Raw genomic sequence first — 25,701 nt, 5'->3', positions numbered from 1 at the left:
GCTTAGTTCACCCAGACACGCGCGTTACGGAACATGCGCATCCAAGGAGCATCCTCGGTCCAGTCTTCCGAACGCCACGAGTTCTGCACCGCGCGGAACACCCGCTCCGGGTGCGGCATCATGATCGTCACACGACCGTCGCGGCTGGTGAGACCGGTAATCCCGCGCGGCGAACCGTTCGGGTTGGCCGGGTAGGCTTCGGTGACCTTACCGTGGTTGTCGACGAAACGCATCGCCACGCAACCCGACAGATCGGCTTCCAGCAGGGCTTCTTCGCTGGAGAACTCGGCATGGCCTTCACCGTGCGCGATGGCGATCGGCATGCGCGAACCGGCCATGCCCTGCAGGAAGATCGAGTTCGATTCCTGGATCTGCACCATCGCCACGCGCGCTTCGAACTGCTCGGAGCGGTTGCGCACGAAGTGCGGCCAGAACTCGCTGCCCGGGATCAGCTCGTGCAGGTTGGACATCATCTGGCAACCGTTGCACACGCCGAGGGTGAAGCTGTCGTTACGCTCGAAGAAGCCCTGGAACGCATCGCGGGCACGGCTGTTGAACAGTGCCGACTTGGCCCAGCCTTCACCGGCGCCGAGGACGTCGCCGTAGGAGAAACCACCGCAGGCCACCAGACCTTTGAACTCGTTCAGGTCGACACGGCCGGCGAGAATGTCGCTCATGTGCACGTCGATCGCGTTGAAACCGGCGCGGTCGAACGCGGCGGCCATTTCCACCTGACCGTTGACGCCCTGCTCACGCAGCACGGCCACCTGTGGGCGGATGCCTTTCTTGATGTAAGGCGCGGCGATGTCCTGATTGACGTCGTAGCTCAGCTTGACGCTCAGGCCCGGGTTGTCTTCTTCCAGCAGCGCGTCGAACTCTTGCTCGGCGCAGTCGGCGTTGTCGCGCAGACGCTGGATCTGGTAGCTGGTCTCGGCCCACTGACGCTGCAGCAGACGACGCTGGCCTTCGAACACGGTGTCACCGTTGAAGGTGATGTTGATCTGGCCATTGTTGATCGGCTGGCCGATCACCGACACACAGTCACCCAGACCGGCCGCGCTGAATTGCGCGAGGATATCCGGGGTGGCGTCCTGACGGACCTGGATCACTGCACCCAGTTCTTCGTTGAACAGGATCGCAGCGATTTCGGCCGAATTTTCGGCAACGCTGTCCAGGTTCAGGCTCAGACCGCAGTGGCCGGCGAACGCCATTTCCACCACGGAGGTCAGCAGACCACCGTCGGAACGGTCGTGGTAAGCCAGCAGGTGACCGTCGGCGTTGAGGCCCTGGATCACCGCGAAGAAGGCCTTCAGGTCTTCGGCGTCGTCGACGTCCGGCGCCTGCTTGCCGAGCTTGCCGTGAACCTGAGCGAGGATCGAGGCACCCATGCGGTTCTGACCGCGACCGAGGTCGATCAGGATCAGGTCAGTGGTGCCCTTGTCCATGCGCAGTTCCGGGGTCAGGGTCTGACGGATGTCAGCAACTGGAGCGAAACCGGTCACGATCAGCGACATCGGCGAGGTCACGGTTTTTTCTTCGCCGTTGTCGTTCCAGCGGGTGGCCATGGACATCGAGTCCTTGCCCACCGGAATGGTGATGCCCAGCTCAGGGCACAGCTCCATGCCGACCGCTTTCACGGTGTCGTACAGACGCGCGTCTTCGCCCGGGTGGCCGGCAGCGGACATCCAGTTCGCCGACAGCTTGATGTCGGAAATCTTGTTGATGCGCGAAGCGGCAATGTTGGTCAGGGTTTCGCCGATGGCCATGCGGCCCGACGCCGGAGCGTCCAGCAGCGCCAGCGGAGTGCGCTCGCCCATGGCCATCGCTTCACCGGTGTAGACGTCGAAACTGGTGGCGGTGACGGCGACGTCGGCCACCGGCACCTGCCATGGGCCGACCATCTGGTCACGGGCCACGAGGCCGGTGATGGTGCGGTCGCCGATGGTGATCAGGAAGCTTTTGCTCGCTACGGCCGGGTGGTGCAGAACGCGTTCGATGGATTCGCTGATGTCGAGGTTCGACGGATCGAAGTCATCGCCCAGCTCGGCTTCGCGAACCACCGAACGGTGCATGCGCGGGGCCTTGCCCAGCAACACTTCCAGCGGCATGTCCACCGGGTTGTTGCCGAAGTGGCTGTCGGTCACGGTCAGTTGCGGCTCGGCAGTGGCTTCGCCGACCACGGCGAACGGGCAACGCTCACGTTCGCAGATCGCCTTGAAGCGCTCGAAGTCGGCCGGGCCGACCGCCAGAACGTAACGTTCCTGAGATTCGTTGGACCAGATTTCGTGCGGGGCCATGCCCGGCTCGTCATTGGGAATGTTGCGCAGTTCGAAACGGCCACCACGGTCGCCGTCGTTGACCAGTTCCGGGAAGGCGTTGGACAGACCGCCCGCACCCACGTCGTGGATGAAGCTGATCGGGTTCTTGTCGCCCAGCTGCCAGCAACGGTCGATGACTTCCTGGCAGCGACGCTCCATCTCAGGGTTTTCACGCTGTACGGAAGCAAAATCCAGATCCGCCGAGCTGGTGCCGGTGGCCATCGAGGACGCAGCGCCGCCGCCCAGACCGATGAGCATCGCCGGGCCGCCGAGCACGATCAGCTTGGAACCGACCAAAATCTCGCCTTTCTTGACGTGTTCTTCACGGATGTTGCCCATGCCGCCCGCGAGCATGATCGGCTTGTGGTAGCCACGAACTTCGTTACCGTGCGGGGTGCTGATCGACTGCTCGAAGGTACGGAAGTAGCCAGTCAGGGCCGGACGACCGAATTCGTTGTTGAACGCGGCGCCGCCCAGCGGGCCTTCGATCATGATGTCCAGCGCGGTAACGATGCGCTCAGGCTTGCCGTACGGCACTTCCCACGGCTGTTCGAAGCCCGGGATCTGCAGGTTGGACACGGTGAAACCGGTCAGGCCGGCCTTTGGCTTGGCGCCACGACCGGTTGCACCTTCGTCGCGAATCTCGCCACCGGAACCGGTGGACGCGCCCGGGAACGGGGCGATCGCGGTCGGGTGGTTGTGGGTCTCGACCTTCATCAGGATGTGCACCGGCTCCTGCACCGCGCCGTACTGACGGGTTTCCGGGTCCGGAAAGAAGCGGCCGGCGACGTTGCCGACGATCACCGAAGCGTTGTCCTTATAAGCGGACAGCACGCCTTCGTTGTGCATCTGATAAGTGTTCTTGATCATGCCGAACAGGCTTTTTTCCTGGCTCTCGCCGTCAATATCCCAACTGGCGTTGAAGATCTTGTGGCGGCAGTGCTCGGAGTTGGCCTGGGCGAACATCATCAGTTCTATGTCGTGCGGGTTGCGCTTGAGACCGTTGAAGGCGTTGACCAGATAGTCGATCTCGTCTTCGGCCAGGGCCAGGCCCAGCTCGGTGTTGGCTTTTTCCAGCGCGGCGCGGCCGCCACCGAGGATGTCGATCGCGGTCAGCGGCTTCGGCTCGGCGTGGCTGAACAGACCGGCGGCCTGTTCCAGATTGTTCAGAACGATCTGGGTCATGCGGTCATGCAGCAAGTCGGCAATCTGCTGGGCTTCGGTGTCGCTGAACTGGCCGGCCACGTAGAACGCGATGCCGCGCTCCAGGCGCTGGATCTTGCTCAGGCCGCAGTTGCGGGCGATGTCGCTGGCCTTGCTCGACCATGGCGAGATGGTGCCGAACCGCGGCAATACCAGAAACAGACGGCCGGTCGGCTCTTGTACCGGAACGCTTGGGCCGTACTTCAGAAGGCGCGCAAGCACCTGCTGTTCGTCGCCGGTCAGGACGCCGGTGACTTCGGCGAAGTGAGCGAATTCAGCATACAGGCCACTGACAGCTGGAACCTTCTGGCTCAGTTGCTCAAGGAGTTTGCTGTGGCGAAAGGCAGAAAGGGCAGGAGCGCCGCGCAGGATCAACATCTTCGGGACAGCCTCGGGAAGGGGTGTGCTTTGAGGCCGTGCATTCTAGCCTAAACCGCCCTCAACATCACCCGAAACGCTACGCACGGTTGCACTCGGATATCAATCTGTGTTTCTGCCTTTGAAGTCAAATTTCGAGGGTGTGCGGGCAGCGCTTATTTTTTCTGTCACAAAATGCCGTTCAGCCCCATTCCTGCGGGGTTTCGTGCAGTTTTGTGATCTCTAGCAGACAAGCCCCTCACTGTCGAGATATGGCGCCCGCAGCCGTTTGCGTATACTGCGCAGATGTTTTTCCCAACGGCTTTGCGTCCGCGATACGCCAAATGGCTGATCGCAACCGGACTCTTCCTGATGCTCGGTGGCTGTGTTGATAAACCCAACACACTCGAGCGCGTAAAGGAGGATGGTGTGCTGCGGGTGATTACCCGTAACAGCCCCGCCACCTACTTTCAGGATCGCAGCGGTGAAACCGGCTTCGAATACGAGCTGGTGAAGCGCTTCGCCGACGATTTGGGTGTTGAACTGAAGATCGAGACCGCCGATAACCTCGACGACCTGTTCAACCAGATCGGCAAGCCGAACGGCCCGGTGCTGGCGGCGGCGGGTCTGGTCAGCAGCGATGAGCGCAAGAAACAGGTGCGCTTCTCCCACTCCTATCTCGAAGTCACTCCGCAGATCATCTATCGCAACGGCCAGTCGCGCCCTACCGATCCAGGTGATCTGGTCGGCAAAAAGATCATGGTGCTCAAGGGCAGCACCCACGCCGAGCAACTGGCGGAGCTGAAAAAGAAGTTTCCGGGCATCGAGTACGAAGAATCCGACGCCGTGGAAGTGGTCGACCTGCTGCGCATGGTCGATGAAGGCCAGATCGACCTGACGCTGGTCGACTCCAACGAAGTGGCGATGAACCAGGTGTACTTCACCAACATCCGCGTGGCCTTCGACCTTGGCGATGCGCGCAGCCAGAGCTGGGCGGTGGCCGCCGGCGAAGACAACAGCCTGCTCAACGAGATCAACGCCTACCTCGACAAGGTGCAGAAGAACGGCACCCTGCAGCGCCTGAAAGACCGTTACTACGGCCACGTCGATGTCCTCGGCTACATGGGCGCCACCACCTTCGCCCAGCACTTGCAGCAACGCCTGCCCAAATACGAACAGCACTTCAAGACCTACGCCAAGAAAGAGAAAGTCGACTGGCGCCTGCTGGCGGCCATCGGTTATCAGGAATCGCTGTGGCAACCGGCGGTCACCTCGAAAACCGGCGTGCGCGGTCTGATGATGCTGACCCAGAACACCGCGCAGGCGATGGGCGTGTCGAACCGTCTCGATCCCAAGCAGAGCATCATGGGCGGCGCCAAGTACCTGGCCTACATGAAGGATCAGCTCGACGATTCGATTCAGGAGCCGGACCGCACCTGGTTCGCACTGGCGGCGTACAACGTCGGCAGCGGTCACCTCGATGACGCACGCAAACTGGCGTCCCGCGAAGGCCTGAACCCGGACAAGTGGCTGGACGTGAAGAAGATGCTGCCGCGCCTGTCGCAGAAGCAGTGGTACAGCAAGACCCGCTATGGCTACGCCCGAGGCGGCGAGCCGGTGCATTTCGTGGCGAACATCCGTCGCTACTACGACATCCTGACCTGGGTGACCCAGCCGCAGCTTGAAGGCGATCAGGTGGCCGAGGGCAATCTGCATGTGCCGGGGATCGACAAGACCAAGCCGGCGCAGGAGCCTGCCCCGCTCTAAAAGCAAAAGATCGCAGCCTTCGGCAGCTCCTACAGGGTTTTGCGTACATCTGTAGGAGCTGCCGAAGGCTGCGATCTTTTGATCTTTAGCCTTTAAGCGCAGCCGCAAGTATCAACGCTTTCATTTCGGACACCGCAGACTTGAACCCCACGAACAACGCATGCGCCACCAGCGCATGGCCGATGTTCAGTTCGTTGATGCCCTTGATCGCCGCCACGGCTTCGACGTTGTGATAATGCAGGCCATGCCCGGCGTTGACGATCAGGCCCTGCGCCAGACCAAACGCCACGCCGTCCGCCACACGTTTCAATTCTTCAGCGACTTCGGTCGGGGTTTCAGCGTCGGCATAGCGCCCGGTGTGCAGTTCGATGGCCGGCGCGCCAACGCGCTTCGACGCAGCGATCTGGCGTTCGTCAGCATCGATGAACAGCGACACTTCGCTGCCGATCTTCGACAGACGCTCGACCGCTGCCTTGATGCGCTCTTCCTGCCCCGCTACATCCAGACCGCCTTCAGTGGTCAGCTCCTGACGGGTTTCCGGGACCAGGCAGATGTGCGCCGGACGGATGCACTCGGCGAACGCCATCATTTCTTCGGTGACGCCCATTTCGAAGTTCATGCGGGTCTGCAGCACATCCTTGAGCAACAGCACGTCGCGCTCCTGGATGTGCCGACGGTCTTCGCGCAGGTGCACGGTGATGCCGTCGGCGCCCGCCTCTTCCGCGTCCAGCGCTGCCTTGACCGGATCCGGGTAGCGTGTGCCACGGGCCTGACGCAGGGTGGCGACGTGGTCGATGTTCACGCCAAGAAGAATGCGATTGCTGGTGGTCACGGATGCGCTCCTGAAGGGAAAGGTTCGGCGCACAGCATATCAGGGCTTGCGAAATAGCTCGCGGCTGACGAGGGGACGGCCACCCAGATGAACGGCCAGTGCCTGACGCATCAGACGCTTGGCCGCCGACAGCGCGCCGGGAGCGGTCCAGTCGGCTTCGGCCATGGCCAGCAATTCGGTGCCGTTGAACAGACCCGGCTGCAACAGGAAGACGCGCTCCAGCCCGGCATCCACTTGCAGACGATAAAGACCGTCCGGCGCGACCGGCTCGCTGTGGATATCGGTATTCAGGGAGAAGCCGTAACCGAGATCGTCCAGCAGGCGCCATTCGAACGAGCGCAACAACGGCTCCAGCGGGCGACCTTCGGCCAGGGCCAGCAGTGTTGCAGCGTAATGATCAAACACTGCCGGGTGCGGGTCTTCGGCGGGCAGCAGGCGGATCAGCAATTCGTTGAGATAGAGACCGCTGAACAGCGCCTCACCGACCATCCAGGTCGCGTTGCCGGCACTTTCCATGCGCCCGACGTTCTTCAGTTCACCCTTGCCACGAAACTCGACTTCCAGTGGCACGAACGGCCGCGCCAGTGTCCCGGCCTTGCCCCGCGCACTGCGCAACACCGCCCGCAGCCGCCCTTGCGGCGTGAGGAAGTCGACCAGCGCGCTGGTTTCGCGGTAGGCGCGCGAATGCAGGACGTAGGCGAGTTGGGCGGGAGGTGGGGTTTGCGACATGGAGTTCTCGATGAAGAAACGCAGTCTTGAGATCAACATAAACCAAATGTGGGAGCGGGCTTGCCCGCGATGGCGGATTCACATTCAACATCTCTGTTGAACATTACATCCTCATCGCGGGCAAGCCCGCTCCCACAGGGTTCTCTGGTTTAAACAGGAACCGAGATTTTTTACAGGTCGCCGTAACCCAGCGAACGCAGTGCACGTTCGTCGTCGGACCAGCCGCCTTTCACCTTGACCCACAGATTGAGCATGATCTTGGAGTCGAACAGCAGCTCCATGTCCTTGCGCGCTTCGGTGCCGATGCGCTTGATGCGCTCGCCCTTGTCGCCAATGATGATCTTCTTCTGACCGTCACGCTCGACGAGGATCAGCGCGTGGATGTGCAGGGTCTTGCCCTGCTGCTTGAACTCTTCGATCTCGACGGTGATCTGGTACGGCAGCTCGGCGCCCATCTGGCGCATGATTTTCTCGCGCACCAGTTCGGCGGCAAGGAAACGGCTGCTGCGGTCGGTGATCTGGTCTTCCGGGAAGAAGTGATCGTTCTCCGGCAGATGATCGGCGATGACCTTTTCCAGCGCGTCGAGGTTGTGCCCGTGCTGCGCGGAAATCGGGATGATCTGTGCGTTCGGCAGTTGTTCCTGCAACCACGACAGGTGCGGCATCAGCTCGGCCTTGTCTTCGATGCGGTCGGTCTTGTTCAGCGCGACGATCAGCGGGCCGGTCACGTACTGCACGCGCTCCAGGACCATCTGGTCTTCTTCGGTCCACTTGGTGCGGTCGACCACGAAGATCACCACGTCGACGTCTTTCAACGCCGCCGAAGCGGTTTTGTTCATGTAGCGGTTCAGAGCCTTTTCGCCACCTTTGTGCATGCCGGGGGTGTCGACGTAGATCGCCTGCACGTCACCCTCGGTCTTGATCCCGAGCATGTTGTGACGGGTGGTCTGCGGCTTGCGCGAGGTGATCGCGAGCTTCTGGCCGAGGATGTGGTTGAGCAGCGTCGACTTGCCGACGTTGGGACGGCCGACGATGGCAACGTAGCCACAGCGAGTTGCGTTTGTATCAGTCATTGCCATTCTCCACGCCCAGGGCAATCAGTGCTGCGGCGGCCGCTACCTGCTCGGCAATACGACGGCTCACACCCTGACCTCGGCTTTTTTCATTCAATAAGACCACTTCGCACTCGACGAAGAAGGTACGGCAGTGCGGCTCACCCTGGATATCCACCACTTCATAGCGTGGCAGTTCGCAACCGCGCGATTGCAGGTGTTCCTGCAGACGGGTCTTGGGATCCTTGTTGGTGTCGACCAGCGTCAGGCCTTCGAACTCACCGGCCAGCCAGGCCAGTACGCGCTCGCGAGCGACGTCCATGCCGGCATCGAGGTAGATCGCGCCGATCAGCGCTTCGAGGGCATCGGCCAGAATCGATTCGCGACGGAAGCCACCGCTTTTCAGTTCGCCCGAGCCCAGACGCAGGTAGTCGCCCAAGTCGAAACCACGGGCCAGCACGGCCAGTGTCTCACCCTTCACCAAACGAGCGCGCAAACGCGACAACTGGCCTTCGCGAGCCAGCGGGAAGCGATCGAACAGCGCCTCGCCGGCGACGAAGTTGAGGATGGCATCGCCGAGGAATTCCAGGCGTTCGTTGTTACGCCCGGCAAAGCTGCGGTGCGTGAGGGCCAGCAGCATCAGCTCCTGATCCTTGAAGGTGTAACCGAGCTGGCGCTCGAGACGGCTTAGAGAAACGCTCACGGTTTACCCACGCTGAGTTCGTGGCTGGATTCCACTGCCATCGCCGGGGTAAGGCGCAGGCCTGGGACAATTAACGCTGTGTTCAAAAATGACGTCCTGAATATCGTGGCTTCATGCCCTGGTGCCGATTTGTGTCGACTCCAGAAATGCATTCGGCGCTGTGGTCAACAGCGCCGTGATTGATTACTTGATCAGGCCAACCCGCGAGAAATTCGGCAGGTGGCTGAGTTTCGGTTCCGGCCAGCTCATCCAGACAGCGAAGGCTTTGCCGACGATATTCTGGTCGGGAACCATGCCCAGCAGATCCTTGGGAATGTTCGGATCATCCCAATAGCGACTGTCGTTGGAGTTGTCGCGGTTGTCGCCCATCATGAAGTAGTGCCCGGCCGGCACGGTCCAGGTATGGTCCGGCGTGGCGCGGTAGCGGCTCATTTCCTTGCGGATCAGGTGCTCGGCAGCGCCGAGTTTCTCCTTGTAGAGCTCCGCGCTGCCCAGCGTGCCCGGCTCGGAGCCGACCAGTTGCTCGGCAATCGACTCGCCATTGACCAACAGACGCTTGTCGGCGGTGTAACGCACCGTGTCCCCCGGCAGGCCGACTACACGCTTGATGTAGTTGACGTTCGGGTCGCTCGGGTAGCGGAACACCATCACATCGCCACGCTGCGGATCACCGACTTCGATGATTTTCTTGTCGATCACCGGCAGGCGGATCCCGTAAGAAAACTTGTTCACCAGAATGAAGTCGCCCACGTCCAGGGTCGGTTTCATCGAGCCGGATGGAATCTGGAACGGTTCCACCAGGAACGAACGCAGCACCAGCACGATGAACAGCACCGGAAAGAACGACTTGCCGTATTCAACCAGCAACGGCTCTTTGTTCAGCTTCTCGACCACCACGGGCTCGGGCTGGCTGACACTGCCTTGATAAGAGGCAATGGCAGCACGCCGACGCGGCGCCAGGAACAGCAGATCGAGCAACGCCAACAGGCCGCAGACGAACACGGCGATGACCAGCAACAGCGGGAAATTTAGTGACATAGGACCTGACTATTCCAACCTGAGCACGGCAAGGAAGGCTTCTTGTGGAATTTCCACGTTGCCGACCTGCTTCATGCGTTTCTTACCGGCCTTTTGCTTTTCGAGCAGCTTTTTCTTACGGCTTACGTCACCGCCGTAGCATTTGGCCAATACGTTCTTTCTGAGTGCCTTGACGGTGGTCCGGGCAACGATCTGACCGCCAATGGCCGCCTGGATCGCCACGTCGAACATCTGACGAGGAATCAGTTCTTTCATCTTCTCGGTCAACTGGCGACCTTTGAAGTGCGAATTGTCACGGTGCACGATCAACGCCAGGGCGTCGACCTTGTCACCGTTGATCAGCACGTCCAGTTTCACCAGATTAGCCGATTGGTAACGATCGAAATGGTAATCCAGCGAAGCATAGCCACGGCTGGTAGATTTGAGACGGTCGAAGAAGTCCAGGACCACTTCGTTCATCGGCAGGTCGTAGGTCACCTGGACCTGATTGCCGAGGAACAGCATGTCGACCTGAACGCCGCGTTTCTCGATGCACAGGGTGATGACATTGCCCAGGTGTTCCTGCGGAACCAGGATGTTGGCCCGCACGATCGGCTCGCGCATGTCTTCGATTGTCGACACATCCGGAAGCTTGGATGGGTTGTCGACGTAAATCGTTTCACCGGTTTTCAGCACCAGCTCGAAAATTACCGTTGGCGCGGTGGTGATCAGGTCCAGGTCGTATTCGCGCTCCAGGCGCTCCTGGATGATCTCCATGTGCAGCATGCCGAGGAACCCGCAACGGAAGCCGAAGCCCAGGGCGTCGGAGCTTTCCGGGGTGTACTGCAGCGACGAGTCGTTCAGGGTCAGTTTCTGCAGCGCTTCGCGGAAGTCTTCGAAGTCGTCGGAGCTGACCGGGAACAGACCGGCATAAACCTGTGGCTGGATGCGTTTGAAGCCGGGCAGAACCGGCACATCCGGAGTCGAACTCAGGGTCAGGGTGTCACCGACCGGTGCACCGTGAATGTCCTTGATGCTGGCGATGATGAAGCCCACTTCGCCGGCCTTGAGGTCAGCGGTGGCAGTGTGTTTCGGGTTGAATACACCGACGCTGTCGACCAGGTGGATCTTGCCGGTGGATTTCACCAGGATCTTGTCGCCCTTCTTCACGCGGCCATGACGCACGCGCACCAGGGAGACAACGCCCAGGTAGTTGTCGAACCAGGAGTCGATGATCAACGCTTGCAGCGGATCTTCGATGTTGCCGGTCGGCGCAGGAATGGTCGCGACCAGACGTTCGAGCACTTCGTCGACACCCAGGCCGGTCTTGGCGCTGCAGGTGACGGCGTCGGTGGCGTCGATGCCGATGATCTTCTCGATCTCGTCCTTGACGCGGTCCGGCTCGGCCTGTGGCAGGTCGATCTTGTTCAGCACCGGCATGACTTCGAGGCCTTGCTCGATGGCGGTGTAGCAGTTGGCCACGGACTGGGCTTCAACACCCTGACCGGCATCGACCACCAGCAATGCACCTTCACACGCGGCCAGGGAACGGCTGACTTCGTAGGTGAAGTCGACGTGGCCCGGGGTGTCAATGAAGTTCAGCTGGTAGGTGACGCCATCTTTGGCTTTGTAATAGAGGGTAACGCTGTGGGCCTTGATGGTGATCCCGCGTTCGCGCTCCAGATCCATGGAATCCAGTACCTGGGCTTCCATTTCACGCTCGGCCAGGCCACCGCACATCTGGATGAAACGGTCAGCCAGCGTCGACTTGCCATGGTCAATGTGGGCGATGATGGAGAAATTGCGGATATGACTCAAATCACTCACGGATCAACACTCAAAAAGGCTGCAGGCTTGGCCCGCCGAAAAATAGCCGGGAATTGTACCTGATACACGGCGCAAGCGTCACGTTCGCCTGTCACCCCGATTGCATACGAAAACGCCCCGATCTGTCGACCGAGGCGTTTTCGCGGTTAAAGCGTTGGCAACAACGCGGCCATCAACCGGCCCGTCGCAGCAACCAGACACCCGCCAGCGCACAGACCGTGGCCGGCACCAGCACCGCGAACAGCGGCGAGAAACCGAACACCAGGCTCGACGGGCCGAGCAGATCCTGGACGATGCGGAAGGTGAAGCCCACCAGCACGCCGGTGAACACCCGCTGCCCGAGGGTGACCGAGCGCAACGGGCCGAAGATGAACGAGATCGCCATCAGCACCAGCGCGGCGGTGACCAGCGGCTGCAACACCTTGACCCAAAATGCCAGCCAGTAACGGCCATTGCTCAGGCCTTGGTCCGCCAGATAGTGGATATAGCCCCACAGACCGGAAATCGACAGCGACTCAGGCGCCATCACCACCGTGTTGAGCAATTGCGGGCTCAGCGACACGTCCCACTCCTCGCTCGGCGCGTTCACCACTTCGGTGCTGCGCTCGTGGAACACCGTGGTGGTCACGTCGCTGAGCAGCCAGCGCTTGCCGTCGAACTCCGCACGCTTGGCGAAGCTGGAGCTGAGCAAGTGACGCTCTTTGTCGAAGTGATAGCGGGTCACGCCATACAACAGGCCGTCGGGTTGCACGGCGTTGATATGGATGAATTCCTCACCCTGACGGTGCCACATGCCGTGCTTGGCGCTCTGCGCGTCGCCGCTGCCTTGCGCCAGCGAGCGATTGGCCTGGGCCATGCTTTCGGTGGCCGGGGCCACGTATTCGCCGATCAGTACGCCGGCCAACATGAGCACCAGCATTGGCTTCATGACCGCCCAGACGATGCGTCCGATGGACACACCCGCGGCACGCATGACGGTCAGCTCGCTGCTGCTGGCCAGACTGCCGAGGCCGATCAGACAGCCGATCAGTGCGGCCATCGGCAACATTTCATACAGGCGACGCGGCGCGGTGAGCAGGACGAAGCTCAGCACGTCGGTCAATGTGTAGGTATCGCTGACGTCGCTCATCTCGTCGATGAAGGCGAACAGGGTCGCCAGACCCAGAATGATCGCCAGCACGGCGATGATCGCCACGAATACGCTGCTGCCGATGTAGCGGTCGAGTTTAACCACGGGCCACCTCCAGCGCAGCGCTGCGACGGCTGGCCAGCTTCAGGCGCAACGGCTCCCAGTACAGCAGGCCGAGACCGATGACCAGGAAGATCCCGTGCACCCACCACAGGCCAAGGGCCGGCGGGATCTTGCCTTTTTCGAGGGCGCCGCGGGCGGCAATCAGGATAGTCAGGTAAGCCATATAAAGAAGAATCGCCGGCAGCAGCTTCAGGAAACGGCCCTGACGCGGATTGACCCGCGACAGCGGCACCGCCATCAGGGTCACGATGAAGACCAGCAACGGCAACGAAATTCGCCATTGCAGCTCGGCCCTGGAACGCTCGTCGTCGGCGCCCAGCAGGGTCGAAGTCGGGATCGCGTCACGGTCGGTGACTTCGTCACTGGCGTCGGGTTTTGGCAGCAATACGCCGTAGGTGTCGTATTTGATCGCGCGGTAATCGGCCTGACCCGGGCTGCCGTCATAGCGATAGCCATTGTGCAGGATCAGGTAGCGGTTGCCGTCCGAGTGGATCTCCTGACGGCCCTTTTCGGCCACCAGCACGGAAATCCCGCGGTCCTTCTGATTGGCCCCGAGATTTTTCTGCGAGATGAACACGCCGCCGAGGTTGACGCGGTCGTCGGTCAGGCTTTCGGTGTAGGTCACCCGTGTGCCGTCACGCAAAGCCTGAAAACGGCCAGGCTCGAGGGTATCGAACTCGGTCAGGGCGTCCTGCTTGTTCAGCAGCAACTGAAACTGGTTGGCGCCTTGCGGGGCCAGACTCAGGCTCAGCCACGCCACCACCAGTGCCACCAGCGTCGCCGGGAACAGGGTCATGCGCAGCAGACGCTGCTGACTCATGCCGGTGGCCGAGAGCACGGTCATTTCGCTTTCGAGGTACAACCGGCCGTAAGCCAGCAGGATCCCGAGAAACAGGCCCAACGGCAGGATCAGCTGCATGAAGCCCGGCAGACGGTAACCCATGATCAGGAACAGCGATCCCGGATCGAGTTGGCCCGCAGCGGCCTGGGCAAGGTATTTGATAAAGCGACCGCTCATGATGATGACCAGCAGCACGGCGCTGACGGCGCTCAGGGTCAACATCACTTCACGGGACAGATAACGGAAGACGATCAAACCAGACACTCCAGGGTTGTCAGGCTAAGGCGGCCAAACAAGCAAACGTCTCGACCGGCCCGCAAGGCAGAGCCGTCGAAAAAAGATGCGGCATTATCCTGTGATTGAGGGCGCCTGTCACTGCGCACACTCACCCAAGCGTAGATTCCGTTGAAGATCGCACAACCGAGGGTTGTCAGGCGCGGTGAGCGAGGTTCAAACTGCCGCCTTCGTCGCAGGCACAGACCTGCGCCTCTTCTATCTATAAGCAGGCGACTGCGGACACCGTCGAGCGCCTGTGTGTTGACCATTCATTCAGGGATCCGGACATGGAACTGGTTGTAAAAAGCGTTAGCCCAGAAACGTTGAAAACCGCCACCCTGGTGGTTGCCGTCGGCGAAGGCCGCAAACTCGGCGTGGCCGCCAGACAGGTCGACGAGTTGAGCGGTGGCGCGATCAGCGCCGTGCTCAAGCGTGGCGATCTGGCCGGCAAGGTCGGTCAAAGCCTGCTGCTGCACAGCCTGCCGAACCTCAAGGCCGAGCGCGTGCTGCTGGTCGGCGTGGGCAAGGATGAGGAATTGGGCGACCGTCCGTTCCGTAAAATCGTTGCCGGCATCCTCAACACCCTGAAAGGCCTGGGCGGCAGCGACGCCGTGCTGGCGCTGGATGAAATCATCGTCAAGAACCGCGACAGCTACGGCAAGACCCGCCTGCTGGCGGAAACCCTGGTGGACGGCGAATACACCTTCGACCAGTTCAAGAGCCAGAAAGCCGAACCGCGCGCCCTGAAGAAAATCACCCTGCTGACCATCAAGGCTGCTCAGGCTGAAGTGCAGCGCGCCGTGAACCACGCCACCGCGATCGCCAACGGCATGGCCTTCACCCGTAATCTGGGCAACCTGCCGCCGAACATCTGCCACCCGACCTTCCTCGGCGAGCAAGCGAAGAACCTTGGCAAAGAGTTCAAGGATCTGAAAGTCGAAGTCCTCGACGAGAAGAAGATCAAATCCCTGGGCATGGGCTCGTTCTACGCCGTCGGCCAGGGCAGCGCCCAGCCGCCACGCCTGATCGTCATGCAATACAACGGTGGCAAGAAATCCGAGAAGCCTTACGCGCTGGTCGGTAAAGGCATCACCTTCGACACCGGCGGCATCAGCCTCAAGCCGGGCGCCGGCATGGACGAAATGAAGTACGACATGGGTGGCGCGGCCTCCGTGTTCGGTACCCTGCGTGCCGTGCTCGAACTGAAACTGCCGATCAACCTGGTGTGCATCCTCGCCTGCGCGGAAAACATGCCGAGCGGCAATGCCTCGCGTCCGGGCGACATCGTCACCACCATGAGCGGCCAGACCGTGGAAATCCTCAACACCGACGCCGAAGGCCGTCTGGTGCTGTGCGACGCCCTGACCTACTCCGAGCGCTTCAAGCCGCAGGCAGTGATCGACATCGCCACCCTGACCGGTGCCTGTGTGGTTGCACTGGGCGCCCACACTTCGGGCCTGCTGGGCAACAACGACGAGCTGATCGAACAACTGCTCAGCGCCGGCAAGGCTGCTGACGACCGCGCCTGGCAACTGCCGCTGTTCGACGAATACCAGGAACAACTGGACAGCCCGTTCGCCGACATCGCCAACATTGGCGGGCCGAAGGCCGGCACCATCACTGCCGCGTGCTTCCTGTCGCGCTTCACCAAGAACCTCAACTGGGCGCACCTGGACATCGCGGGCACCGCGTGGACCAGCGGCGGCAAGGACAAGGGCGCCACCGGCCGTCCGGTTCCGCTGCTGACCCAATACCTGCTGGACCGCGCCAAAGCCTGAAACCGATGAACCTGGGCGGCGTCACTCTACGGTGACGCCGCTCAAGGCTCAGGAACCGCAATGACCAAAGTCGACTTCTACATCCTGCCCAGCGCCGACCCTTCGGCTCGCCTGGACTTTGCCTGCAAGCTCACCGAGAAAGCCTGGCGCATGGGCCACCGCATCTACCTGCATTGCAGCGATGCCGCTCAGCGTGACGACCTCGATGCGCGCCTGTGGGCGTTCAAGGGCGAAACGTTCTTGCCGCACGGCCCTGCCGAGAGCGAGCCGGATGGTTTGATCGTGCTGGGACTGGGCGCTGACTGCGGCGAGCATCAGGACCTGCTGGTCAACCTCGACCTGAAAGTCCCGGCTTTCGCCAGTAAATTCGCCCGGGTGGCGGAAGTGGTGGTGGAAGATCCGACGATTCGCGCGGCGGCACGGGAGAGTTTCCGTTTCTACCGCGAACAGGGCTATCCTCTGCAAGACCACCGTTTACAGCGACTCTGAGTACGCCGATGGACACTCCAAAACCGCTGCAAAAGCCTGCGCACCTGCTGGACGATCTCGAATCGATCCGCCAGTTGCTCGGCGATGACAACCTGCAACCGCCACTGCTGACCGACACGGTCGAGGATGGCGAACAGGAACAGATTCCGATGTTGTTCGAGGCCGTCGACGCCACGCCGCCCGCCATCGAACCACCACCCGCTCCGGCCCCGGCACCTGCTGTTGCGCCTGTGGATAAAGGCCCGGACGCCCTGCTGCACCTCGATAGCGAACTGCGCGCCGCCGCGCAATTGATCATGCAGGACGTGCTCGACGACTTCGCGCCGCACATCGAAACCGAAATCAAACGCCGCCTCGAGGCGCGGATGGAACGGCTCCTCAGCCAGTACGAATAGTCCGGCCCCCGGTATTTTGTGGCGAGGGAGCTTGCTCCCGTTGGGGTGCGAAGCGCCCCCCAAAACCATTCAACAGTGTTTTGTCCACGAAGCCTGCGTGGCCGTGTTACGACTGCTGCGCAGCCGAGCGGGAGCAAGCTCCCTCGCCACAGAGTTCGCGACCACATTTAGATCTCCATCCGGCCGCCCCGCTCGCCCTCGGCCCCATGCCCCGCTATACTTCCCGGCTTTTCCTGAATAAATGCCAATAGGGTCCCGCCGCGCATGGATAAGACCTACCAGCCGCACGCCATTGAAACTTCCTGGTACAACACCTGGGAGTCCGAGAACTATTTCGCACCGCAAGGCGCGGGCGATTCCTACACCATCATGATCCCGCCGCCGAACGTCACCGGCAGCCTGCACATGGGTCACGGTTTCAACAACGCGATCATGGACGCCCTGATCCGTTTCCGCCGCATGCAGGGTCGCAACACCCTGTGGCAGCCGGGCACCGACCACGCCGGTATCGCCACGCAGATGCTGGTGGAGCGTCAACTCGAAGCCACCGGCCAGAACCGCCATGACCTGGGCCGCGAGAAATTCCTCGAGAAAGTCTGGGAGTGGAAGGATCAGTCCGGCGGCAACATCAGCCGTCAGATCCGCCGCCTCGGTTCGTCCGTGGACTGGAGCCGCGAGCGCTTCACCATGGACGACGGTCTCTCGGAAGCGGTCAAAGAAGCCTTCGTGCGCCTGCACGAAGACGGTCTGATCTACCGCGGCAAGCGTCTGGTCAACTGGGACACCAAGCTGCACACGGCGATTTCCGACCTCGAAGTGGAAAACCACGACGAGAAAGGTTTCCTGTGGAACCTCAAGTACCCGCTGGCCGACGGCGCGAAAACCGCTGAAGGCAACGATTTCCTGATCGTCGCGACCACCCGTCCGGAAACCATGCTCGGCGACTCCGCCGTCGCGGTTAACCCGAACGATGAACGCTACAAAGCCCTGATCGGCAAATTCGTCGAGCTGCCACTGGTTGGCCGCCGCATCCCGATCATTGCCGACGATTACTGCGATCCTGAATTCGGCACCGGTTGCGTGAAAATCACCCCGGCCCACGACTTCAACGACTACGAAGTCGGCAAGCGCCACAACCTGCCGCTGCTGAACATCTTCGACAAGAACGCCAACGTGCTGCCCGCCGCCCAGGTGTTTAACCTCGACGGCACGCTGAACGACAGCATCGACGGCAAGATCCCGGCCGAATACGCCGGTCTCGAGCGTTTCGAAGCGCGCAAGCAGATCGTCGCTGCGTTCGACGCCGCCGGCCTGCTGGTCAGCGTCGACGATCACAACCTGAAAGTGCCGAAAGGCGATCGTTCCGGCACCGTGATCGAACCGTGGCTGACCGACCAGTGGTACGTGTCGACCAAACCGCTGGCCGAGCCGGCGATTGCTGCCGTTGAAGACGGCCGCATCCAGTTCGTGCCCAAGCAGTACGAAAACATGTACTTCTCGTGGATGCGCGACATCCAGGACTGGTGCATCAGCCGTCAGCTGTGGTGGGGTCACCGGATTCCGGCCTGGTACGACGAGTCGGGCAAGGTCTACGTCGGTCGCGACGAAGCCGAAGTGCGTGCCAAGCACAACCTCGGCCCGGACGTGGCGCTGCAACAGGACAACGACGTGCTCGACACCTGGTTCAGCTCGGGTCTGTGGACGTTCTCCACCCTCGGCTGGCCGGAAAAGACCGAGTTCCTGAAGAAATTCCACTCCACCGACGTGCTGGTCACCGGTTTCGACATCATTTTCTTCTGGGTTGCCCGGATGATCATGCTGACGATGCACCTGATCAAGAACGAGGACGGTACCCCGCAGGTGCCGTTCAAGACCGTTTACGTGCACGGTCTGGTGCGTGATGGCCAGGGCCAGAAGATGTCCAAGTCCAAGGGCAACGTCCTTGACCCGCTGGACATCATCGACGGCATCGAGCTGGAAGATCTGGTGCAGAAACGCACCTCCGGCATGATGCAGCCGAAACTGGCGAAGAAGATCGAGAAGCAGACCCGTGACGAGTTCGCCGATGGCATCGCCAGCTACGGCACCGACGCCCTGCGCTTCACCTTCTGCTCGCTGGCGTCCACCGGTCGCGACATCAAGTTCGACATGGGCCGCGTCGAAGGCTATCGCAACTTCTGCAACAAGATCTGGAACGCGGCGCGCTATGTTCTGGACAAAGGCGAAGACTGCGGCCAGAACGGCGAAGCCTACGAGCTGTCGCTGGCGGATCGCTGGATCATCTCGCAGCTGCAGCGCACCGAAGCCGAAGTGACCCGTCAACTGGATCAGTTCCGTTTCGACCTTGCCGCGCAAGCGCTGTACGAGTTCATCTGGAACCAGTACTGCGACTGGTACCTGGAACTGTCCAAGCCAGTGCTGTGGGACGAAAACGCACCGGTCGAGCGTCAGCGCGGCACCCGTCGCACGCTGGTGCGCGTGCTGGAAGTGGCGCTGCGTCTGGCGCACCCGTTCATGCCGTTCATCACTGAAGAAATCTGGCAGCGCATCGCGCCGCTGGCCGGCATTCAGGGCAAGACGATCATGCTGCAACCGTGGCCGGTGGCCAATGAAGAGCGCATCGATCCGGCCGCCGAAGACGACATCGAATGGCTCAAAGGCCTGATGCTCGGCACGCGTAACATCCGTGGCGAAATGAACATCGGCCCGGGCAAGCCGCTGCCGATCTACCTGAAGAACGTCAGCGCTGAAGACCAGCGTCGCCTGACCGAGAACGAAGCGCTGCTGAAGAAACTGGCGCGTCTGGAATCGATCACCGTACTCGCCGCCGGTGAAGAAGCACCGCTGTCCGCCACCGCCCTGGTCGGCGAGATGGAAGTGCTGGTGCCGATGGCCGGTCTGATCGACAAGGGCGCCGAACTGGCACGTCTGGACAAGGAAATCCTGCGTCTGCAGGGCGAAGTCCAGCGGGTGGGCGGCAAGCTGTCCAACGCCGGTTTCGTTGACAAGGCCCCGGCCGAAGTCATCGAGAAAGAACGCGCCAAACTGGCCGAGGCTGAACAGGCCTTGGGCAAGCTGGCCGAGCAGCACGCGCGGATTTCCAGCCTGTAAGGGCAAGCCGCAATCAAAGAGGGAGGCCGCAATGGCCTCCTTTTTTTGTGCCCGCCACACCTCCCCTGTAGGAGCTGCCGCAGGCTGCGATCTTTTGACTTTGGATTTTTAAAAACAAGATCAAAAGATCGCAGCCTGCGGCAGCTCCTACAGGGAATGGGGTTCACAGCGGCTGGATGTGGGACAATACCCGCCACTTTCAGCCATACCCGAATCGATCACACCCATGAACGCCCCCCGCACACCCAAACCTGCGCGCAAGAAGCCTGATGCCGCGACCCCGGCCAAAGCCGTCGAGCCGCGTGAAAAGGCCAGCCTGCACCCGCGCAATCGCCACCAGGGTCGCTACGACTTCCCGGCGCTGATCAAGACCACGCCGGAACTGGCGAAATTCGTGATCACCAACCCGTACGGCAAGGAAAGCATCGACTTCGCCAGCCCCGATGCGGTGCGCGTGTTCAACCGGGCGCTGCTCAAGGCGTTTTATGGCATCGAGCATTGGGACATTCCGGCCGATTACCTCTGCCCGCCGGTGCCGGGCCGTGCCGATTACGTGCACTTCCTCGCGGACTTGCTGGCGAGCATGAACGACGGCAAGGTGCCGCGTGGTGCAATCGTCAACGTGCTGGACATCGGCATGGGCGCCAACTGCGTGTATCCGCTGATCGGTAACAGCGAATACCGCTGGCACTTCCTCGGTTCGGAAATCGATCCGACCGCCGTGGCTGCCGCCCGAGCCATCGTCCAGTCCAACGGGCTGAACAAGGTGATCCAGCTACGCCAGCAGGAAAACCGCAAGCACATCCTGATCGGCTTGCTGGAGCCGGGCGAGCGCTTTGACCTGACCATGTGCAACCCGCCGTTCCACGCTTCGATGGAAGAGGCGACCAAGGGCAGCGAGCGCAAATGGCGCGCACTGGGCAAGGCCGATCCAAAACGCAAACTGCCGGCGCTGAACTTCGGTGGTCAGTCTGCCGAGCTGTGGTGTGAAGGCGGAGAAGCGCGTTTCGTGACCCAACTGATCGCCGAGAGCGCGAACTTCCAGCACAAGGTGCTGTGGTTCAGCACTCTGGTGTCGAAAGCCTCGAACCTGCCCGCCATCGAAACCGCCCTGAAAAAGGCCGGCGTGCTGGAAAGCCAGGTAGTGGAGATGTCGCAAGGGCAGAAACAGAGCCGCTTCGTGGCGTGGACCTTCCAGACCAAGTCCGAGCAGCAGATCTGGCGGCGCGAGCGCTGGGTTCGCTGATTCTGTGTAGGAGCTGCGGCACGTTCGGGCCGCGATCGGACGATCTTTTGATCCTGCTTGAAAACAAGATCAAAAGATCGCAGCCTCGTTTCACTCGTCAGCTCCTACAGGGCGGCGTAGCACCACGCCAAATCGCAGGCACAAAAAAACCGTGCCCGGATCACTCCGGTGCACGGTTTTTTTTCGCTGCGTCTTACTTGTTCACAGCGTCGGTCAGGCCTTTGGCCACAACCAGCTTGATCACTTTCTTGGCAGGGATTTCGATGGCAGCGCCAGTCGAAGGGTTACGGCCAGTGCGGGCAGGACGCTCGGTCACTTTCAGCTTGCCGATACCTGGCAAGGTGATTTCGCCGCCATTTTCCAGCTGATCAGCAACGATTTGGCCCAGTTGGTCCAGAGCGTTACGCGCGGTGGTTTTCGGCGCGTCGATAGCTTCAGCGATGTCGGCGATCAGTTGGTCTTTAGTAAGAGCCATGTAGTGTTCCTTCCCTATCAAATTCATATGGATTGCAGAGTGCAGTGTCAGCCATCGAGCCCGATCTTCTGGATCTGGCACCCTCGGCGATAACCACGACGAGTCGGGTTATAGATGCCGAAATCAGGGTTTGGTTCGACCTGACAAATGCTGATTGCACGCTTAACGCAGTGACTTCGCGTAAGACCGGGCAAAACTAGCACAGAGACGGGGAAATATCCGCCTCTAGCTACCCATTTGGTCAGCTTTATTGCTCTAAATCGGTAAAAAACTGCATAAGCACAGGCGCTTGCCCCGGATTTGCCCTTCCACCCCCTGATTACGCCACCATGGGCCACATTTTTTTGCTGCGCCCTGTTTTTGTAGGAGCTGCCGAAGGCTGCGATCTTTTGATCTTGTTTTTGAAAAATCAAAGTCAAAAGATCGCAGCCTTCGGCAGCTCCTACAGGGAGTCTCGGATGGAGATTGCGGTACACTGGGCGCTTTTTCGGGGGAGCCTGCCCTCCTCCCTTCCACCAGCCGAGAAGCCCATGCCGATCCGTCATTGCATCGTCCACCTGATCGACAAAAAACCCGACGGCACGCCCGCAGTTCTGCACGCCCGTGACTCCGAACTGGCTGAGTCCGCGGCCATCGAGAACATGCTCGCCGACCTCAACGAGAGCTACAACGCCAAACAGGGCAAAGCCTGGGGCCTGTTCCATCCGGAATCCGGTGCGTTTCCGTTCAGCGGCTGGCTGAAGGAATACATGGAAGGCGGCAAGGACTTCGCCGCGTTCAGCAAAGTCGCGGTCGAGCATCTGCAGAAGCTGATGGAAGAATCGAACCTGTCAGTCGGCGGCCACGTGCTGTTCGCCCACTATCAGCAAGGCATGACCGATTACCTGGCGATCGCCCTGCTGCACCACAGTGAAGGCGTGGCGGTGACCGATGAGCTGGACGTGACCCCGTCGCGCCACCTCGACCTCGGCCAGCTGCACCTGGCGGCGCGGATCAACGTGTCCGAGTGGCAGAACAACAAGCAGTCCAAGCAGTACATCTCGTTCATCAAGGGCAAGAACGGCAAGAAGGTTTCGGAATACTTCCGCGACTTCATCGGTTGCCAGGAAGGCGTCGATGGCCCGGGCGAGACCCGCACCCTGCTCAAGGCCTTCAGCGACTTCGTCGAGAGCGAAGACCTGCCGGAAGACTCCGCCCGCGAGAAAACCAAGACCCTGGTCGATTACGCCAGCAGCCAGGCCAAGCTCGGCGAGCCGATGGGGCTGGAGGAGCTGTCGGAGCTGATTGACGAAGAACGGCCGAAAGCCTTCTACGATCACATCCGCAACAAGGACTACGGCCTGTCGCCGGAGATTCCGGCAGATAAGCGCACGCTCAACCAGTTCCGCCGCTTCACCGGCCGCGCTGAAGGCCTGTCGATCAGCTTTGAAGCGCACCTGCTGGGCTCGAAGATCGAGTACGACGAAGAGGCTGGCACCCTGATCATCAAGGGCCTGCCGACCTCGCTCACCGATCAGCTCAAGCGCCGCAACTGATGCTCGGCAATGTGCTGAAGAAGGTTGCGCTGGTTCTGCTGGTGGTGGTGGTCTATCAGAACTGGGGCAAAATCGAGCGGGTGTTCAACCCGTCGCAGATGGTCTCCGAGCAGACGCGGGCGCAGGCCCGTGTTGTGCTGTATGCCACCGACTGGTGTGGCTACTGCAAGCAGACCAAGCGTTTTCTCGACAGCAAGGGGATTCCCTTCAAGGAATTCGACATCGAGAAGGACGCCGAGGCGCGCAAGGCGTATGAGGCGCTGGGTGGACGCGGGATTCCGCTGATTGACGTGAATGGCACGTTGATTCGCGGGTTCGACCCGGACGAGATCCTCGCCGCCCTGAAGTAACACACACACCTGTGGCGAGGGAGCTTGCTCCCGCTGGGCTGCGAAGCGGCCCCCGCTTTTCCGGGCGAGAACACGTTCGCAGGTTTACGACTGCTGCGCAGTCGAGCGGGACGGTGCGACGATTCGACAAGCTCCCTCGCCACAGGATGTTGTGTGTAACCGTTACTTGGCTTCGATACGGAAACCAAAGCGCGGGAAGTGCACATGCACCCCACCGCCACGCGGATCTTCACGACGCAGGATCAGCTCTTCGCGGCCAGCAAACAGCAACTCACCCACCACCGGGTCAACCCCGTAGTCTGTCGCGGCAATCGCCACCTGCTGCCCCGCCTTGAAGCCGTTCGGATCGACAAACTGCTCATCCGGCAGCGCCGCCGGCGTGGAACTGCGCGCGACTTCCAGCGCCTCCTCGGCAGTCATCGCACTCGCTGCACCATGACCAAAGCCCAGCACACGCCCCAGCCAGGCAGTCACAGCCGGATATTCATCGACCAACGGCGCAGTGACGTGCGTCGCCTTGAGGAACCACAGCGGATGCGCCAGGGCGAAGTCGGCAATCGACGGCTCGCCGAACAGGAAGTCGCCCTGCTCGCGCTGCAGCTGCTGCCCCAGCCGCGCCATGAGCGTTGGCCATTGGTGCTTGGCCTGCTCGGCGGACAGTTTGGTTGCCGTGCCACCACTGAACAATCCAGCACGGTCAGCAATGAACGCCTTGATCGCTTCCGGCGGCAACTTGCCGAAACGCACCGCCACCGATTCCGGCTGGAACACCAGGCTGACCGCGTGCTGGAACACCACGGAATCGGCCCACGCGGCGAAGCTGGCGCTGGTCATTTCCTGGCCTTCGGGGAAAAACGCCGGCAGGGCTTTTTCCTGCTCCAGACGACGGGCGATCAACGACGTGTCGCAATAGATGTCGGCGCCGATCTGCAACACCGGGGTCTTGCGGTAGCCGCCAGTCAGCGCGGTCAGATCCGGCTTGGGCATCACTGGCGAAATGTGCACCGAGCGCCAGGACAAGCCTTTGAAACCCAACAGCAGGCGAGCCTTTTCGGCAAATGGAGAGGTCGGGTAATGATGCAGAATCAACTCGGACATGCTCGGCTCCGCCGCACAGAAAGTGAGTCGGCAGCTTAGCGCGCATTTGATTAGCAGCCTACAGATCTGCCTGATGGGAACCGATCAGTCAGATTGATAAGACGCGACCAGACATTCCTTGGCGCTCTTGCGCAGTTTTTTGATCAGCCGTTCCTGACGCAATGCGTCGCTCTTGTCGCGGCAACGCTCGGTGTAGACCAGCGCCAGCGCCGGGCTGGACAGGAAGAAGCGTGCGCCCTTGCCGCTTTGATGCTTGGCGAAGCGGCGCACCGGGTCGTCGCTGATCCCGCAGTACAGCGAGCCATTGGCCGCGCGCACGAGGTAGACGAACCAGGATTTGCTCACTGGCTCGACGACTTCAACCGGTTTTTCGCTGAGGCTGGTCACTTCGGGATCTGGACGTGTAGGAAACAGGCCGCGATCTTATCAGCGACCGGCCTGAAATGCCTTCAGCCCTTTCAGCGCCTGCGCCCGGACCGCGTTGCGCACCAGCGGCGTCCAGCCCAACAACAAACCTTTGAACCCGAGGGCCTGGCGTGACCAGCGCCACAGGTCGAACTGATCGTGGTGCTCGCAGATCTTGCCGTCACGAAAGACGAAGCGCGCCTGAATGTCGTTGATCACCACGTTGCCGGTCTGGCTGAACAGATACGTCGCTACCCAGTGCGCGCCGCCGCTGCGCTCGTCGGCGCGGACATTGTCGAAGGTCAGGGAGAAGTCCTTGGCGCGGGTGGTGAGCATGCGCCACATGTCGCCGGCATCGCGCCCGCGCAGCTCACCGAAGGCCGGATCGCTGAACACCACATCGTCTGTGTAGCACGCGGCCATGGCCTCGGCGTCGAGGCGCTGGAAGGCCTGATAGAAGCGAGTGATCAACGCGGCGTGGGCTTCGCTCATGGGCAAACTCCGGGAAATGGACAGATTGCCAGCACGATAAGCTGAAGGCCGCAGAAACACTATCGGCATTCGCACAGCGAATACCACGCAAGATTTAAAGCACCGCAAAAACTGTGGGAGCGAGCTTGCTCGCGAAGAGGCCGGCACATTCAA

22 protein-coding genes are annotated in these 25,701 nt (G+C 61.1%); 8 read left to right on the top strand and 14 right to left on the bottom strand.

Annotated elements, in window-relative coordinates:
* Window positions 1-2: 2 nt before the first annotated feature.
* Complete coding sequence (gene purL, locus ABV589_RS20175; RefSeq protein ID WP_367083236.1) at window positions 3-3,899, bottom strand: phosphoribosylformylglycinamidine synthase; 3,897 nt, start codon at window positions 3,897-3,899, stop codon at window positions 3-5.
* Between the two features lie 285 nt (window positions 3,900-4,184).
* Here purL and mltF point away from each other — a divergent pair, with 285 nt between their 5' ends.
* Window positions 4,185-5,645: a membrane-bound lytic murein transglycosylase MltF gene (mltF, locus tag ABV589_RS20170; protein WP_367083234.1), complete on the top strand. Its 1,461-nt coding sequence runs from the start codon at window positions 4,185-4,187 to the stop codon at window positions 5,643-5,645.
* 85 nt (window positions 5,646-5,730) lie between these two features.
* On the opposite strand, the gene pdxJ is transcribed toward mltF, so the two are convergent.
* The 8 genes from pdxJ to lptF all read right to left on the bottom strand — a co-directional run bounded on the left by pdxJ (window position 5,731) and on the right by lptF (window position 14,153).
* Window positions 5,731-6,477 (bottom strand): pyridoxine 5'-phosphate synthase, encoded by a 747-nt coding sequence (pdxJ, locus tag ABV589_RS20165; RefSeq protein ID WP_367083233.1) that lies wholly within the window; start codon window positions 6,475-6,477, stop codon window positions 5,731-5,733.
* Window positions 6,478-6,516: 39 nt separating this feature from the next.
* Window positions 6,517-7,206, bottom strand: coding sequence for a DNA repair protein RecO (gene recO / locus ABV589_RS20160; RefSeq protein ID WP_007965159.1), 690 nt, complete (start codon window positions 7,204-7,206; stop codon window positions 6,517-6,519).
* 170 nt (window positions 7,207-7,376) lie between these two features.
* Window positions 7,377-8,279 carry a GTPase Era gene (era, locus tag ABV589_RS20155; RefSeq protein ID WP_003221935.1) on the bottom strand — a complete coding sequence of 301 codons (903 nt, stop codon included), beginning with the start codon at window positions 8,277-8,279 and terminating at the stop codon, window positions 7,377-7,379.
* Complete coding sequence (gene rnc / locus ABV589_RS20150) at window positions 8,272-8,961, bottom strand: ribonuclease III (protein ID WP_024011703.1); 690 nt, start codon at window positions 8,959-8,961, stop codon at window positions 8,272-8,274. The genes era and rnc overlap by 8 nt, the downstream gene beginning before the upstream one ends.
* Before the next feature lie 183 nt (window positions 8,962-9,144).
* A complete protein-coding gene (gene lepB, locus ABV589_RS20145; protein ID WP_025112167.1) occupies window positions 9,145-9,999 on the bottom strand; it encodes a signal peptidase I in 855 nt (284 codons plus the stop codon).
* Between the two features lie 9 nt (window positions 10,000-10,008).
* Entirely contained in the window at window positions 10,009-11,805 is a 1,797-nt protein-coding gene (lepA, locus tag ABV589_RS20140) for a translation elongation factor 4 (protein WP_007965161.1), read from the bottom strand.
* 172 nt (window positions 11,806-11,977) lie between these two features.
* Window positions 11,978-13,039, bottom strand: coding sequence for an LPS export ABC transporter permease LptG (gene lptG / locus ABV589_RS20135; RefSeq protein ID WP_007965162.1), 1,062 nt, complete (start codon window positions 13,037-13,039; stop codon window positions 11,978-11,980).
* Window positions 13,032-14,153: an LPS export ABC transporter permease LptF gene (lptF, locus tag ABV589_RS20130; protein WP_258678562.1), complete on the bottom strand. Its 1,122-nt coding sequence runs from the start codon at window positions 14,151-14,153 to the stop codon at window positions 13,032-13,034. The genes lptG and lptF overlap by 8 nt, the downstream gene beginning before the upstream one ends.
* Before the next feature lie 308 nt (window positions 14,154-14,461).
* On the opposite strand from lptF, the gene ABV589_RS20125 reads away from it, so the two are divergent.
* From ABV589_RS20125 to rlmF, 5 genes are all read left to right on the top strand, one after another.
* Window positions 14,462-15,952: a leucyl aminopeptidase gene (locus ABV589_RS20125; protein WP_027610952.1), complete on the top strand. Its 1,491-nt coding sequence runs from the start codon at window positions 14,462-14,464 to the stop codon at window positions 15,950-15,952.
* A 60-nt stretch (window positions 15,953-16,012) separates the two neighbouring features.
* Window positions 16,013-16,441: a DNA polymerase III subunit chi gene (locus ABV589_RS20120; RefSeq protein ID WP_367083231.1), complete on the top strand. Its 429-nt coding sequence runs from the start codon at window positions 16,013-16,015 to the stop codon at window positions 16,439-16,441.
* Between the two features lie 8 nt (window positions 16,442-16,449).
* Window positions 16,450-16,836 (top strand): hypothetical protein, encoded by a 387-nt coding sequence (locus ABV589_RS20115; protein WP_007965168.1) that lies wholly within the window; start codon window positions 16,450-16,452, stop codon window positions 16,834-16,836.
* A gap of 264 nt (window positions 16,837-17,100) precedes the next feature.
* Window positions 17,101-19,947 (top strand): valine--tRNA ligase, encoded by a 2,847-nt coding sequence (locus ABV589_RS20110; protein WP_329695987.1) that lies wholly within the window; start codon window positions 17,101-17,103, stop codon window positions 19,945-19,947.
* 226 nt (window positions 19,948-20,173) lie between these two features.
* A complete protein-coding gene (gene rlmF, locus ABV589_RS20105) occupies window positions 20,174-21,193 on the top strand; it encodes a 23S rRNA (adenine(1618)-N(6))-methyltransferase RlmF (protein ID WP_367083229.1) in 1,020 nt (339 codons plus the stop codon).
* A gap of 193 nt (window positions 21,194-21,386) precedes the next feature.
* Here the strand turns inward: rlmF and ABV589_RS20100 are convergent, their stop codons facing one another.
* Both ABV589_RS20100 and ABV589_RS20095 read right to left on the bottom strand, forming a co-directional pair.
* On the bottom strand, window positions 21,387-21,668 hold the full coding sequence (locus ABV589_RS20100) for an HU family DNA-binding protein (protein ID WP_003221909.1): 282 nt from the start codon (window positions 21,666-21,668) through the stop codon (window positions 21,387-21,389).
* Window positions 21,669-21,715: 47 nt separating this feature from the next.
* Window positions 21,716-22,144: a hypothetical protein gene (locus ABV589_RS20095; RefSeq protein WP_367083227.1), complete on the bottom strand. Its 429-nt coding sequence runs from the start codon at window positions 22,142-22,144 to the stop codon at window positions 21,716-21,718.
* 54 nt (window positions 22,145-22,198) lie between these two features.
* On the opposite strand from ABV589_RS20095, the gene yejK reads away from it, so the two are divergent.
* Both yejK and ABV589_RS20085 read left to right on the top strand, forming a co-directional pair.
* Complete coding sequence (gene yejK / locus ABV589_RS20090) at window positions 22,199-23,203, top strand: nucleoid-associated protein YejK (protein ID WP_027610948.1); 1,005 nt, start codon at window positions 22,199-22,201, stop codon at window positions 23,201-23,203.
* Window positions 23,203-23,553, top strand: coding sequence for a glutaredoxin family protein (locus ABV589_RS20085; protein ID WP_115986579.1), 351 nt, complete (start codon window positions 23,203-23,205; stop codon window positions 23,551-23,553). Before yejK ends, ABV589_RS20085 begins: the two co-directional genes overlap by 1 nt.
* Window positions 23,554-23,715: 162 nt before the next feature.
* Here the strand turns inward: ABV589_RS20085 and ABV589_RS20080 are convergent, their stop codons facing one another.
* The 3 genes from ABV589_RS20080 to ABV589_RS20070 all read right to left on the bottom strand — a co-directional run bounded on the left by ABV589_RS20080 (window position 23,716) and on the right by ABV589_RS20070 (window position 25,548).
* Window positions 23,716-24,651 carry a glutathione S-transferase family protein gene (locus tag ABV589_RS20080; protein ID WP_367083226.1) on the bottom strand — a complete coding sequence of 312 codons (936 nt, stop codon included), beginning with the start codon at window positions 24,649-24,651 and terminating at the stop codon, window positions 23,716-23,718.
* A gap of 84 nt (window positions 24,652-24,735) precedes the next feature.
* Entirely contained in the window at window positions 24,736-25,038 is a 303-nt protein-coding gene (locus ABV589_RS20075) for a GIY-YIG nuclease family protein (protein ID WP_367083225.1), read from the bottom strand.
* Between the two features lie 39 nt (window positions 25,039-25,077).
* The gene (locus tag ABV589_RS20070) at window positions 25,078-25,548 is read right to left on the bottom strand and encodes a nuclear transport factor 2 family protein (protein ID WP_367083223.1); all 471 of its coding nucleotides are present in this window, start codon (window positions 25,546-25,548) and stop codon (window positions 25,078-25,080) included.
* Between the last annotated feature and the right edge of the window lie 153 nt (window positions 25,549-25,701).

The organism is Pseudomonas sp. HOU2 (genome assembly GCF_040729435.1).
In the GTDB taxonomy this organism is placed as follows: domain Bacteria; phylum Pseudomonadota; class Gammaproteobacteria; order Pseudomonadales; family Pseudomonadaceae; genus Aquipseudomonas.
The sequence above is the reverse complement of the archived record's forward strand: the minus strand, read 5'-3'. Positions and strand labels throughout refer to the sequence as shown.

Coding starts and splice junctions, on each gene's coding strand:
- purL (WP_367083236.1), bottom strand. CDS start 3,899: ATGTTGATCCTGCGCGGCGCTCCTGCCCTTTCTGCCTTTCGCCACAGC.
- mltF (WP_367083234.1), top strand. CDS start 4,185: ATGTTTTTCCCAACGGCTTTGCGTCCGCGATACGCCAAATGGCTGATC.
- recO (WP_007965159.1), bottom strand. CDS start 7,206: ATGTCGCAAACCCCACCTCCCGCCCAACTCGCCTACGTCCTGCATTCG.
- era (WP_003221935.1), bottom strand. CDS start 8,279: ATGACTGATACAAACGCAACTCGCTGTGGCTACGTTGCCATCGTCGGC.
- lepB (WP_025112167.1), bottom strand. CDS start 9,999: ATGTCACTAAATTTCCCGCTGTTGCTGGTCATCGCCGTGTTCGTCTGC.
- ABV589_RS20125 (WP_027610952.1), top strand. CDS start 14,462: ATGGAACTGGTTGTAAAAAGCGTTAGCCCAGAAACGTTGAAAACCGCC.
- ABV589_RS20120 (WP_367083231.1), top strand. CDS start 16,013: ATGACCAAAGTCGACTTCTACATCCTGCCCAGCGCCGACCCTTCGGCT.
- ABV589_RS20115 (WP_007965168.1), top strand. CDS start 16,450: ATGGACACTCCAAAACCGCTGCAAAAGCCTGCGCACCTGCTGGACGAT.
- ABV589_RS20110 (WP_329695987.1), top strand. CDS start 17,101: ATGGATAAGACCTACCAGCCGCACGCCATTGAAACTTCCTGGTACAAC.
- rlmF (WP_367083229.1), top strand. CDS start 20,174: ATGAACGCCCCCCGCACACCCAAACCTGCGCGCAAGAAGCCTGATGCC.
- ABV589_RS20100 (WP_003221909.1), bottom strand. CDS start 21,668: ATGGCTCTTACTAAAGACCAACTGATCGCCGACATCGCTGAAGCTATC.
- yejK (WP_027610948.1), top strand. CDS start 22,199: ATGCCGATCCGTCATTGCATCGTCCACCTGATCGACAAAAAACCCGAC.
- ABV589_RS20085 (WP_115986579.1), top strand. CDS start 23,203: ATGCTCGGCAATGTGCTGAAGAAGGTTGCGCTGGTTCTGCTGGTGGTG.
- ABV589_RS20080 (WP_367083226.1), bottom strand. CDS start 24,651: ATGTCCGAGTTGATTCTGCATCATTACCCGACCTCTCCATTTGCCGAA.
- ABV589_RS20070 (WP_367083223.1), bottom strand. CDS start 25,548: ATGAGCGAAGCCCACGCCGCGTTGATCACTCGCTTCTATCAGGCCTTC.